A 13,597-nucleotide genomic window follows, 5' to 3' on the forward strand; every position below is an offset into this window, starting at 1 on the left:
TTAGCGATCACGAATTTCTACAATCATGCCTTAATTCAGCAACGCCCAAATTTTTAGGCTAATAGCTGATAGCTAATAGCTGATAGCTAGTTAAGTTACGAGAGGTTCCAACCTAGCCAAAACCTCATCAATTAATTCAGGAGTTGCTCTGCATATCTGGAGTAGCCTCTTTAAGTAGCTCCTCAAGGCTGTATTTAGGTTTGGTAGGTGACAGAATAATTTTATTACCTTCTGTAGATATAGAAACAGTTGTTCCTTCTTTTAAGCCCACCTCTTGGATAATCGCTTGCGGAAATATAACTCCAAGGGAATTACCCCAGATACTCACTTTTTGAGTTACCATAGTTAAAAAATTATATGAACTTTATATTAGGTTAAATTATAGAATTAGTCAGGAAAGAACAATGATTCTATACTAGAAATATGTAGGGACGCTCCATAAAACATCCCTACTTCGTTTTCGGCAGAAATTTTTGGATAACTGTACAACCTGATTTGATTCTACTTAACTAAAGTTGCGATCACTCTTGCCAAAGCATCCACAGCTTCAGTAACTTCGGCAGCAGTTACAATAAGTGGAGGCACAAAACGCAATACTTTCGGACCCGCAGGTACAATTAATAAACCTTCATTCATGGCAGCTTTGACTAGATCGATAGAAGTCAACTCCACATCTGCTTTCAACTCCATACCATTAATCAAACCCCAACCACGCACTTCGCTAAATAGGTCGGGATATTTAGTGGCAATAGCATTTAACCCTACTCGCAACTGTTCCCCCCTCTGCTGTACATTTGTCAACAAATTTTCCTGTTCCAAAGTTTGACAAACAGCGAGCGCTACCGAACAAACAAAAGGGTTTCCACCAAAAGTGCTAGCATGACTACCAGGTTCAAAAACATCACAGTGAGATTTGCATAACATTGCTCCAATGGGAATACCTCCACCTAGTCCCTTAGCGGAAGTAAAAATATCTGGTTCAATCCCCAGATTTTCATATCCCCAAAGTTTGCCACTACGACCCATCCCTACTTGCACTTCATCTAATATTAAGAGAATGCCTTTCTCATCGCAAATTTCTCTAATTCTTTGAAAGTAAGCAACATCACCAGGGCGAACCCCACCTTCTCCTTGGAGTGCTTCTAGCATAATAGCCGCAACTTGTCGTTTGTCTTTGTCTAATTCAGCGATCGCGCTTTCTATCGCAGCAATATCATTGTAGGGCACATAATAAAATCCTGGCATTAGGGGGCTAAAACCTTTATGATATTTTGGTTGCCCTGTTGCGGTAATAGTTGCTAGAGTTCGTCCGTGGAAACTAGCATGGGCAGTCAAAATTATCGGATTTTCAATATCTAATTTTTCGTGAGCATATTTGCGGGCTAATTTTATTGCTCCTTCGTTAGCTTCTGCTCCAGAGTTACAGAAAAATGCTTTGTCGGCACAGGAGTGTTCTGTCAACCACTGTGCCAATTCTCCCTGAACTGGGATATAGTATAGGTTAGATACATGATGTAGTCGTTGAATTTGTTGCGAGACTGTTGCCATCATTACGGGGTGAGCATGACCAAGGGTACAGGTAGCAATTCCGGCAACAAAATCCAGATATTCTTTTCCTTCAGTATCCCAAACACGACAACCTTCACCCCGTTCAAGAGCAATGGGGAAACGCCCGTAAGTGTTCATTACATAAGCGTTGAAGTTGTCAGCACTAAATGTTGTATATCCGCCTGTTGTTCCTAAAGATTGCTTTACTATTGTTTCAGGAGTCATAAATCATAATCCTCAAAATCCTCAAAATCAACCTCAATGTTAATTTGATTTTAAAAGAACATATAGAATTTGTAGGTTTTTTTTAATTTATATAGCAGAAGAAAGAAGGAAGAAGGAAGAAGGAAAAATCTGGCGTTGTCTGAGTTTTAAGCTTTTGATATGTCCGCGCCCTTTGCTTCGACGGCTATAATATTTTCAGGACTTACGCGAACTATTGAATCATGCAGCATCTGTAGGATTAAACGGCCGTTTGCCCCTATTCGGTATGGTGGTTATGCGTCAGTCCTGATTTTCTCTAAAGTTTTTCGCTATATCAATTTTTATTGCTTTTACCTTGTTTTTTTAGATTCTTTTAAACTTTCTTTTTTGATGTGGGGGAGTACGGGAGTAGGGGGAGTAGCAAACAACAGTAAGTTTTTTTCACCACCTAAAACCTATCGCCTATCACCTTACCGAATAATTAAGGTTTAATACCAAATATCAAAAGTTTTGCTACATCTCCTTGATAGTAGAGAGTAGAGAGTAGAATTAAAAGAGATAAGATATCTTGGTTTAATGCTGATAATCGTTACAAACATGATTAAATTATTATTACTTAATAACTGAAGTCCCATGGGAGGTATAGCTTATTTTTGGGAATTGGTATAAATCCTCTCCTTTAAAGGAGAAAAAGCGGTCGAGGGATGGCGAGGTTTCCTCGCCATATCCAATCGACCAAGAGAAGAAAAAAAATTACCTTTTGCGTCAATCCTATCCGTTTTCAAGGAGAGGTAATTATTAATTATTAATTATTAATTGTTGAACACCTACCACCTTCTTATTTCCTAACCTTCAATCCTGTCATAGTTTCAAGTTCTTGTCTGAATAATAAAGCATATCGACTAGGGATATCAACCAAGGTAACGCTTTCATTATTTTGTGCATCCAAATAAACAATTGCTATTTGAACCCTAGCTTGTTTATCTATAGCACTAATTATTCCACCTACAGGAGAAAGAATACCTTTCGCAATACTTTTTCTGACTTGAGTTTTCGCATAATCTCCTGTAGAAAGTTCTGTAATTTGTTCTTTCTTTAAAGTAAAGTTAGCATCTTGATATTCTTCTTTATCAAATTCTATATCCAGGCGCTTACCCGAAATATCTACGTTGACTTTGCATTGATTTAACTCCCCATTATTATTATTTAAACAATGAGCAGCATGAGTTCTAGCTAAGGCAATATTAGCTGGAAAAAATAATGAAGCAATAGAGACAAGAGCAATTAATTGTTTTTGCATAATTTTAGCCATACTAATTAATAAAAGTCAGGAGTCAGTGTAGAAGAGCCGTCAGATTGGCGACTTCAACAATTAATAATGAATAATGAATAATGAATAATTACCTCTCCTTGAAAACAAGAGGATTGACAAAGAGATGAAAATTTTTTTTATTATCCCCTTAAAAGGGGAGGCTTTAAACCACAATTTTTCGGTTCGGTAAAGGAGTCAGGAGTCAGGAGGAAAAAAGAAGGAAGTTTTTTATCACAATATTAAACGGACATGGTATTAGTTATATCGGAGAGAAGGAAGAAATGGATACTGAAAAGTTGCTCCTCCCAGTCTACAAACCCCAAAAAGCTTGTAGAAACTATTGAGGTGGTGGAGTATTACAGCAGATTTCACCATGGCGTGAGGTACATCCTTTGCAGGCAAAATGCCCGCACTATCAACATCTTAACGTTAATATTTGGGTAGTGGTGTACAAGTAGTGATCTTCTTAAAAAAATTAAGTGGGCAAGCAAATACTATTCCTCTAAAACCATTGAATTAGATATATTTTCTCTTGCCTTCCGGAGCTGTTGCCAGATGAGATTTTGCCTACCTTGACAATAAATCACTACATCTACAGGACTACCAATATTTGTATCTCATATACAACCGAATCTGCTGTAAACCCATAAAGAAAAAGGTTAGTGGTACATTGTAATTGTATAGTCGCCAGTGGGAGCATCTTGCTCCCGTTCTAATGATTTTTGCCATAATATAGCCAGTGGGAGCATCTTATACCATTTCTGAATAATAATGCTATATTTGATTACCATCTCCCTACTCCCCCACTCTTCTACTCCCCTACTCCCCTACTCCCCTACTCCCCTACTCCCCTACTCCCCCGCTCAAGAAAACATAGAAAAGTTTTTGAGGTTTGGTATTATTCAGAACTACGAATTTGTAAACCAGTCAAAATTTCTAAATCTTTCATTAGAGGTTCGCTTTGTTTTGTAGGAATATCAATCATAGTGACATTTTTATTGTTTTGATAATCTACATATTCAATTGCTAACTGAGTCCTATCCTGTTTAGCAAACAGACCAACTAAAGCTCCCAACGGACCAAGAATTAAACTGGCACCAATAGTTTCTTTAGCTCTTTTTTTAGCATATTCACCAGTTGAAATTTCAGTAATTTGATTACCTCTCAACTTCATATTAACATCTTGAAATTTTTCAGATTTAAAATTCATTTCCAGGCTGTTATTTCGGTCTGAGATAATAACTCTACACTTTTTCATTTCACCACTAATAATATTCAGACAGTGAGCGCCATGTTCTCCGGCAAAAGCCTGGTTGTTACTCCAAACAACTGTAGCAATAGATATCAAAATAGCAATTTTTTTCATATTCTTAATGTAGTGAATTAATACTTAATCAGATTGACTAAAGCTTTTTAGATCAGGACTTACGCAGTACTGCTATATATGGTGCATAATTTGGTCATAATTCAAGATATCACCACTACAATTAGTGTCGTTGCGTAAGTCCTGTATATATTAGCTCTAATAAACCTACACTATATATAAGCATTCAGCCGTCAGCTAACCTCTTTCAGAGGAACTGCGGACTTCAGCTATGAGTTATTAACTAATGATTGCACTATCAGGAAGAATTAGTCTCCAAGGAAAATTCAAACTAATGAATAAATTGGTCGCCTTTAGCTAACCTTACTAAGTACTGTACGTTGAAAATCTGTTTGCTGAATGCTAATAGCTGAATGCTTACCACTATATTATATTTTCTAGATAATTAGTGTTGGATAATTAACAGTATCAAGGATAAAAAAAATCTAAAGTTGATATCAGTAAGTTTATGGCCAATTATATTGGTATTCCCAGACACTTTTTCCTTCTTGCTTCTTCAAATAACAATCCTAATATCAAGTCTCATTAATGAGCCATAATAAAAATGTTTTCTCTGATAAATCTCTCCCTGTTCCCTATTCCCTATTCCCTATTCCCTATTCCCTAAATTTTGTATTGTGGGTATTCAAAGAGACATGATATAAATCATTTCTAATATTGCTTCGATGTTTACAATTTCCTATTTCTGATATATTGTATAAATTTTTACAAAAAATCAATATCAATGTTGGAAATATCAAATAAAATAGTATACGAAAAACTATACTAGCTAAAGCAACATGAATAATCTACAACAGTGGACTTCACTCTTCGGCAGAATATTCCTCTCTGCAGTTTTTATCAAATCAAGTATTGGTAAAATTTTCGATCCAGCAAGTGCTCAACAATATATGGCATCCGCAGGAATTCCTGGTTGGCTATTAATTCCGACAATTGCTGTTTTATTAATAGGTGGATTATCTGTTTTAGTTGGTTATAAAGCCCGTTATGGCGCACTTTTATTAATAGGATTTTTAATTCCAAGTACTCTGATTTTCCACAATATTTTTGCAGATGCTTCCCAGGAAATTGCTTTTATGAAAAATCTTGGATTAATCGGAGGATTGTTAATGATTTATTCTTTTGGTCCAGGTTCAATTAGTTTTGATGAAAAAAATATTAATTATGAATAAGAGGCTATTTTTCATTAATGGATAATGGATAATTACCTCTCCCTAAAAGGGAGAGGATTGACCAACGCCGAAAAAATTTCTTCTCTTGGTCGATTGGATATGACGCAGGTTTCGCAGCCATCCCACCCTTCGGGAAGCTACGCTTTACATGTTGCGTAGCAAAACGACCGCTTTTTTCCCCTTGAAAGGGGAGGCTTCAAGGCGTGAATTATTTAATTATTTAATTATTTAATTATTTAATTATTAATTCTTCGGTAAATCAAAGATTAAGTAGGATCTGTGACGGTACGCTTATTATTTCTAGATGAATGATTGGTTTTACACCTCATGCACCTTTTTTATACCTCACGCTTTTTGGGAATTACTATATCAAAAACTTAAAATTCAGACAAAGCAAAATTTTCCCTTCTTCCTTCTTCCTTCTTCCTTCTTCCTTCTTCCTTCTTTCTTCTTTCTTCTGCTATAAAAAACATCAATAAATTTGTTAGAAAATATGAAAACACAATGGGAAAATTTTTTACAAAATCTCGGTGAATGGCATGGCTCATTTACTCAAATTTCTGCTCAAGGAGAGATAGTTAAAGATACACCTAGTATTCTGATTTTAGAAAGTTTGGATGAGCAGAATAAAACAGTCCGTCTCACTCTTCGTCGCTTTACTTCTTCAGGGGATAATTCTCAGCCAAAAGTTAATGAATTAGTCAGAGAATATCAAACCTTTGGCAAAGATACTATGTTTTTTGAAGATGGTGCCTTTTCTCAAGGTTCAATTCAAATATCACCAATTTCAGTTAATGGCGCTGAGTTGAGTTTTATTAATCAAAATCGTCGTCTCCGTTTAGTAGAATTATTTAACCAGGATGGAAATTTCCAAACATTAACTTTAATTCGAGAAAAACGAGCAGGTACAAATGCTTTAGAAAATCCGATTCTCACAGTAGATGCTTTATTAGGAAAGTGGCAGGGAGAAGCTATTACTATTTATCCTGATTTACGGAAACCGGATGTTTATCCAACTCAAATGGAGTTAAAGATTGAAAATACAGGTCGCTTATTTCAGCAAATTACTTTTGGCAATACTAATCAGAAAATAATTACTTCTACTGCGAGAATTGAAGACTCTATTTTACACTTCGACGAAGGTTCTCAACCTGTAAAAGTCTTACTTCTTCCTGATGGTGCTTCTGCTACTTTGCCGATTAAAGTTGAGTTGAGAAAACCTGTATTTTTTGAAGCTGGTTGGTTAATTAAACCTGACCTTCGTCAACGACTTATTCGTACTTATAATGACACAGGAGAATGGGTAAGTTTAACTTTAGTCACTGAACATAAAATTAATTAAAATTACTTTTGGCTAGACCTAAATAACCTTGAAGAAGGAAGAAGAAATTTAGTTATCTAGGAGAGAAGGAAGAAGGAAAAAGTGGATGGAGACAGTTAACGAACTGGCACTTCGTGTGTAAGCATTCAGCCGTCAGCCATCAGCTATCAGCTATTCGTGTTAGTTTACAATAAAAACTTTATTAATTATCTTACTAGAAAAGTTGCCTCCCTTTCCCTTAAATTCTATATTAATTTAAACACTGTCTTTAAGAAGAGGGTCTTGCTGCTGTTTGCGCAGCATTCCGCAGGAAAAGCTGACTGCTAATAGCTGTTTGCGCAGCATTCCGGAGGAAATGCTTACCTTCGTGTCTTATCACCCCAAATAATTGTAAATATCGTGTAGAAGGTGGGGTATTAAACTCAAAAGAAAAAGATAATTTTAGAATATATTTTCTTGAAGAAGGAAGAAGGAAGAAGGAAGAAAGAAGAAGGAAGAAGAAAAAAGTGAATAGGGATACTGAAAAGTTGCACCTCCGCATCTATAAACTTCAACTAATTGTAGGCATCATGTAGACAGTGAGGAATTAAACCAAAGAAAGCTATTAACAGAAGGAGGAAAAATGTCATTATCTCTCAAAATTATTCTGCTAGTTGCTACAACAATTTATCAAGCGATCGCCTGTCATTTGGAAAATCAAAAACCACCTCCGGGAAAACTATTTGATGTTGGTGGTTATCATCTACATTTGTATGTTGTAGGAGAAGCTAGTCCAACAATTATTCTCGACCACAGTTTAGGTGGAATAGAAGGATATTTCTTAGTAGAAAAACTGGCAAAGTTAGGGCGAGTATGTATTTACGACAGAGCTGGATATGGATGGAGCGAACATAGCCCCCATCCTCGAACTAGCAGTCAAATTGTCACAGAATTAGATACCTTACTTACCCAAGCAAAAATTCAGCCACCATACATTTTAGTAGGAAATTCTTTTGGTAGTTACAATGTCAGATTATATGCTCATCGCTTCCCAGAAAAAGTTATTGGCATGGTACTTACAGATGGACTCTATGAAACAGAAATGCTGAAGATGCCTATCCAATTACAAGCTTTGAAACTATTATTTATTTCCGGCTTTGTTATGTCTATTTTAGGTTCAATATTAGGAATTATTCAGCTATTAAGAAAATGTCGAATATTTGAATTAATCAAACCTGAATTACGACAATTTTCTCAAGAATCGAGAAATCATGTAAAACATTCTTTTTGTCGTTCTAAACACTGGATTACAATGAGTCGAGAAATGCTCAATCTCAATCATAGCGGAAATCAGGTGATTATTGCTAATCAGTTTGCTTCGATGCCAGTAGTTAGTATCAAAGCTAATTCTTTTTTTCAGCCTTCTTGGTGGACTTTTTTAATTCCTCTGAAATCAGCCAACAAATTACGAGAGCAAATGCACAAAAATTTGTGTAATCTATCAACAAAGTGTGTTCAAATTCAAGCTAATAAAAGTAGCCATTTTGTATGGATAGACGAACCCAGTCTAATTGTAGATGGTGTCAAAATTTTACTAGACAAACTAAATCAAACTACATCGACGACTTAACGTCAATTTCAAAAGTGCTTTATACTTTTGATCGCTAATAGTATAAGCTCCAAATCTTTCCCAGTGGGGTTATTCATCTGAGCATCAAAAAAAACAAACTGTCGCTGTCGTAGTTTTGTAGGTGGGGTAGAAGGAAGTGTTAGCGTTTGCGCAGCATTCTATTTCGCAGCAGCATTCCGCACGAAAGGAAAGCTGCTCCGCAGGATAAACCCAACAAGAAGCTTGTGTCTGTTGGGTTGCGCTACCACTTAACCTAACCTAAAGTGCGATCGCTATTCTCGTAGATTGTTTCAACTAAAATGATGCAATAGAAAATTGGTTATATAGAACCCCTAAGCGTATCTTCATAAATATCAAGTTTTTTTAGCTAGGAGACAGGAGACAGGAGGGAAAATGTGGGTTCGTGATCATACAAAAAATTCAACACTCCTTCATATGATTTTTCCTCACTCATTGATGCGCGAAAAGACTTGACTACCATAATTATATAGAACTCAAATGGGTACTATAGAACCCGGATAATTAGTTATCATATAATACCAGTTTGAAAAAAGAATGCTATAAAAAGTGCATCTCGATCAGATATGCTTAAAAATAACTTCTCCAGCTCATTTTAGATGGTTATATCTATCGTTTTCCCTTTTTTTTCAATATTTATTCCTTATTCCTTCTTGCTTATTCCTTCTTCCGTACGGACGTTGCATGCAACGTCTCTACTATTTGTAACAAACGTTGATCAAATTGGTATAATTGAGGAGTCAGGATTCAGGAGTCAGGAGTCAGGAGAAAGGAAGGATGAGAGTGGGAATTATATCAAATCCGGTTAATTGCACATAGAATCTGCTGATATAATATCTGTTTATACTTCTATAATTACTTCAATATTTAATCTCCCTCACTCCCCTACTCCCCCACTCCCCTACTCCCCCACTCCCCTACTACCCCACTCCCCCACTCCCCCACTCCCCTACTCCCAACAACTCTAATAAGTATTCAACCGGATTTGATATTATCTGGGGATATTCCGGCATTTTATGTCTGCATTGAATGGAAGTATAGAATGCGACAACTGTATAACCGGATTTCATATTAGAGATTGCTTTCCTATGGAATGCTACGCAAATTCTATAGAATGTGGGCTATCATTGACTATAATTTTAGCGATGCCAAACATTATTATAGGGTGCAAAAATGGACGATAATTACGAAAAAAATAATCGTATTCAAAAAGCTTTTAATTTGAAAAAGAATGAACAGACTCTTCTGAGCGACATTGATGGGCTGGGAATAGCTTTAGATGATGACTTTTATAAAATTAAAGCCACAAAAGGCTCTTTAGATATCTTTGTCGAGTTAACCTTTAACCATAATGAAGGGAATCTTGATTTATTTCTCTTTGATTCAAAAAGAAATGAAATTGCCTCTTCAGATTCTCTAGATGATAATGAAATAATTGATTTTACTGTTGACAAAGCAGGGACTTATTATATCCAAGTCACTTCAGGGGATGGTACTTTTTCAGGGAATACCTATGATTTGCTCTGGGATGATGTTATTGGCGAAAATACCTTTCGCACCATTAATGGTTTAAATAATAATCTTCAAAACCCTGAATTTGGTAGTGCAACAGAAAAAGGCACTCGATACACTCAATTATTACGCTTAGGTCCTGAAGCTTACGAAGATGGATTATCTGAACCAAGAGGTGGTGGACTAACTACGCCCCTTGAACTTCCTAGTCCGCGGGCAGTCAGTAATGCGATCGCCGATCAAGGAGAAGAATCTATTGTCAACGACTTTAAACTTTCTGACTGGTTTTGGCAGTGGGGACAATTTATCGATCATGACATCGATTTAACGGAAGCCGATTCTTCAGGGGACTCATTTCCTATTCCAGTTCCTACAGGCGATCCAGATTTTGATCCTTCTGGAACAGGAACTCAAATCATCCCCTTAACCCGTTCTATTTTCGATCCTGCCACTGGCACCACAAACCCCCGTGAACAGGTTAACGAAATTACGACCTTTCTTGATGCTTCTATGGTTTATGGTTCCGATGAAGCAACAGCCCTTTCTTTGCGAGCTAATGATGGCACTGGAAAACTAGCCACCAGCATCGGTCCTGATGGGGAGATTTTACTGCCTACTGATGGTGCGGGTAACTTTATTGCCGGGGATATCCGTGTTAATGAACAATTAGGCTTAACTTCTGTTCACACCCTGTTTGTAAGAGAACATAACCGCTTGGCACAAAAAACTGCTGATGTTTTAGACGATGGGAACGGAAGAAAAGCAGACAAACTGAATGAACTGTTTGAAGAGTCTGGGTTAAGTCGTGGTGACTTTATCTATGAATCAGCTCGTCGTTTAGTTGGGGCAAAAATTCAGACCATTACCTATAACGAATTTTTACCCTTGCTCTTAGGAAAGGATGCTCTTGCTGAGTATACGGGTTATGATGAAACCGTTGAACCGGGTATTTTCACTGAATTCTCCACTGGTGTTTTCCGCTTTGGTCATACCATGCTTTCTCCTCAACTCTTACAAGTGGAAGAGGATGGAAGCTATGAAGCCGTTGCTCTACGAGATGCTTTCTTTCAACCTAGCAAAATTATGGAGGATGGAGTTGATTCTTTATTGAAAGGGTTAGAATCCCAACAAGCTCAAGCAGTTGATAATTTCCTGATTGATGATGTTCGTAACTTCTTGTTTGGTCCTCCTGGGGCTGGTGGTTTTGACTTAGCCTCTCTCAATATTCAACGGGGACGGGAGAATGGTGTAGCTGATATTAATACAGTTCGTAATGCTATCGGTTTATCCTCTTATACAGACTTTGATGAATTAACAGGAGGAAACAGCGAGCTTGCTGCTAAGTTTGCATCGGTGTATGATTCTATTGATGATGTGGATCTCTGGATTGGTGGATTAGCCGAACAGGATGTTAATGGTGGAGTGGTTGGTGAGACAATCAGTGCCATCATCATCCAGCAATTCACTAATTTACGGGATGGCGATCGCTTTTATTTTGAAAATGATCCGTATTTCCAGGAACTTGAAGGCATTATCGATAAGAATATTGATAAGGTTAGTCTCGCCGATATTATCGAAGATAACTCTGATGTAAAAATTGTGGCCAGTGCCTTTACAGTCAATAACCCCATAGTTGTTTAAATCCTGGATACAATCTTGCTTTGGTCTGATTTAAAGCTGACTAACGGGACTTAAACAAAAATCAAGCCCCAATAAACCCCGATCAGTACCTCTAGCTGAATGAAGCAAGAGGCTTGACATCAGAAATATTCTCTTTTCTCTTAGTCGATTGGATATGGCGCAGGTTTCCTGCGCCATCCCACCCTACTGGCGCGTCAAGCTTGAAATAGTGTTTTAGGAAAATTCTCCAAACCTTAGTCATAGCAAGAATTATACTAAAAAATTTAATACATCATTTTCAGCTTGACGCGCTACTACAGGAAGCTCCGCTTTTTCCTAGGTCATGCTGCGCAAACATTATGCGCCAGCAAAACGACCGCTTTTTATCCCCTTAAAAGGGGAGGGTAAATACAGAAAGCGAAAACTTGCCTAAAACTCGTCAAACTTACTCATAACTATAGCTATAAAACTAAAATGAGTAAGTTTGTTCAGTTGTCTATCCATTGAGTCGTTATCAGCTACAATTAAGGTATGAAGCTAGTTGAACGTCATGTTATTACCAAATCACATTATTTATGGTCAGCTTGTGACCACAAGGCTTTTTTGTCAAAAAATTTGTTCAATTTAGCAAATTACCATTATCGCCAATATTTCTTTGAAAACAAAAAGAAATTAAATTTTAATGAACTGTATCACCAGGTATCTAAAAGTGACGATTATCAAGCTTTACCTACCAAAGTAAGTAAGCAAATAATCAGAAGATTAGACTCAGCTTGGAGTAGTTATTTTGCAGCCTTAAAAGCATGGCAAAAACAGCCAAATAAATTTTTAGGTAAACCAAAAATTCCCAAATATAAACATAAAACAAAAGGCCGAAATATTCTGCCCTATCCTAATGAATCAATTTACAAAAAAGCCTTAAAAAAGGGGATTTGTCACTTATCCATTAGTGAAATAAAAATACCCACTTCACAGACAGAAATAATAGAGGCAAGGATTATCCCGAAAAGTAGCTGTTATATAATAGAAATAGTCTATGAAAAATCGGAGGAAACAACAGAAAATAAACAAGTAGCAGGAGTAGATTTAGGAGTAAATAATTTAATAGCTGTAACTACAAATCAAACAGGAACTTCACCTCTTTTGATTAAAGGCAGACCATTAAAAGCTATTAACACCTTTTATAATAAACAGCGCTCTTTTTTACAATCTCAATTAAAAACTAATCAGAATAAAAGCAATTCTCATCGGTTAAAAAAATTAACTCACAAACGAAATTGTCGAGTAGAAAACTATCTCCATACAGCAAGTAAAAGAGTAATAGATTGGTGTGTCAACCATAAAATAGGAGTATTGATTATTGGGCATAATCAGAGTTGGAAACAAGAGATAAAATTAGGTAAAAAGAACAATCAACAATTTGTGAATATCCCTCATTATAAGTTAATAGAGATGTTAAGATATAAAGCCCAACTAAGAGGAATAAAAGTAATAATTACAGAAGAATCTTATACATCTCAATCAAGCTGTTTAGACGGGGATGATTTACCAAAATATGGAGAAAACAAACCGAAATTTAGTGGAAAAAGAGTAACACGAGGGTTGTATAAAACTCGGGAAAATAAATTATTAAATGCTGATGTAAATGGGTCATTGAATATAATTAAAAAAGTAATTCCTGATGTCTTTGACCAGGGAATAAAGGGTTTGCCGTTTAACCCTGTAGTGCTTGATCCACTACGAATGACTAAGATTTCAGGCTTTTGAGTAAGTTTGAGTAAGTTTAGTTGAGCGGTTAAGACCTTATTTCTTGGTCAACCAAAATAATTACTTTCTCAGCCCCCCTCGCAATGACAGTCATAGGTTGATAGTGAGTTGAAGACTTATTGACATCTCC

General features: G+C 36.5%; 10 protein-coding genes. 5 read left to right on the top strand and 5 right to left on the bottom strand.

The window, feature by feature from the left end; all coding sequences use genetic code 11:
- Positions 1-136: 136 nt before the first annotated feature.
- The 5 genes from F6K23_RS00270 to F6K23_RS00290 all read right to left on the bottom strand — a co-directional run bounded on the left by F6K23_RS00270 (position 137) and on the right by F6K23_RS00290 (position 4,430).
- Positions 137-343: an AbrB/MazE/SpoVT family DNA-binding domain-containing protein gene (locus tag F6K23_RS00270; protein WP_293149399.1), complete on the bottom strand. Its 207-nt coding sequence runs from the start codon at positions 341-343 to the stop codon at positions 137-139.
- A gap of 158 nt (positions 344-501) precedes the next feature.
- Positions 502-1,773, bottom strand: a complete 1,272-nt coding sequence (locus tag F6K23_RS00275; RefSeq protein WP_293149401.1) for an aspartate aminotransferase family protein — start codon at positions 1,771-1,773, stop codon at positions 502-504.
- Between the two features lie 817 nt (positions 1,774-2,590).
- Positions 2,591-3,052, bottom strand: coding sequence for a hypothetical protein (locus F6K23_RS00280; protein ID WP_293149403.1), 462 nt, complete (start codon positions 3,050-3,052; stop codon positions 2,591-2,593).
- A 671-nt stretch (positions 3,053-3,723) separates the two neighbouring features.
- On the bottom strand, positions 3,724-3,855 hold the full coding sequence (locus F6K23_RS00285) for a hypothetical protein (RefSeq protein WP_293149405.1): 132 nt from the start codon (positions 3,853-3,855) through the stop codon (positions 3,724-3,726).
- 107 nt (positions 3,856-3,962) lie between these two features.
- A complete protein-coding gene (locus F6K23_RS00290) occupies positions 3,963-4,430 on the bottom strand; it encodes a hypothetical protein (RefSeq protein WP_293149407.1) in 468 nt (155 codons plus the stop codon).
- A 797-nt stretch (positions 4,431-5,227) separates the two neighbouring features.
- On the opposite strand from F6K23_RS00290, the gene F6K23_RS00295 reads away from it, so the two are divergent.
- The 5 genes from F6K23_RS00295 to F6K23_RS00315 all read left to right on the top strand — a co-directional run bounded on the left by F6K23_RS00295 (position 5,228) and on the right by F6K23_RS00315 (position 13,467).
- On the top strand, positions 5,228-5,620 hold the full coding sequence (locus tag F6K23_RS00295) for a DoxX family protein (protein ID WP_293149409.1): 393 nt from the start codon (positions 5,228-5,230) through the stop codon (positions 5,618-5,620).
- A 493-nt stretch (positions 5,621-6,113) separates the two neighbouring features.
- Positions 6,114-6,962 carry a DUF3598 family protein gene (locus F6K23_RS00300; protein ID WP_293149411.1) on the top strand — a complete coding sequence of 283 codons (849 nt, stop codon included), beginning with the start codon at positions 6,114-6,116 and terminating at the stop codon, positions 6,960-6,962.
- Positions 6,963-7,563: 601 nt separating this feature from the next.
- Complete coding sequence (locus F6K23_RS00305; protein WP_293149413.1) at positions 7,564-8,550, top strand: alpha/beta fold hydrolase; 987 nt, start codon at positions 7,564-7,566, stop codon at positions 8,548-8,550.
- A 1,191-nt stretch (positions 8,551-9,741) separates the two neighbouring features.
- A complete protein-coding gene (locus tag F6K23_RS00310) occupies positions 9,742-11,721 on the top strand; it encodes a peroxidase family protein (protein WP_293149415.1) in 1,980 nt (659 codons plus the stop codon).
- Between the two features lie 510 nt (positions 11,722-12,231).
- Entirely contained in the window at positions 12,232-13,467 is a 1,236-nt protein-coding gene (locus tag F6K23_RS00315; protein WP_293149417.1) for a transposase, read from the top strand.
- The last annotated feature ends 130 nt before the right edge of the window (positions 13,468-13,597 follow it).

Origin of the sequence: Okeania sp. SIO2C9 (assembly GCF_010672455.1) — a bacterium.
GTDB lineage: Bacteria > Cyanobacteriota > Cyanobacteriia > Cyanobacteriales > Microcoleaceae > Okeania.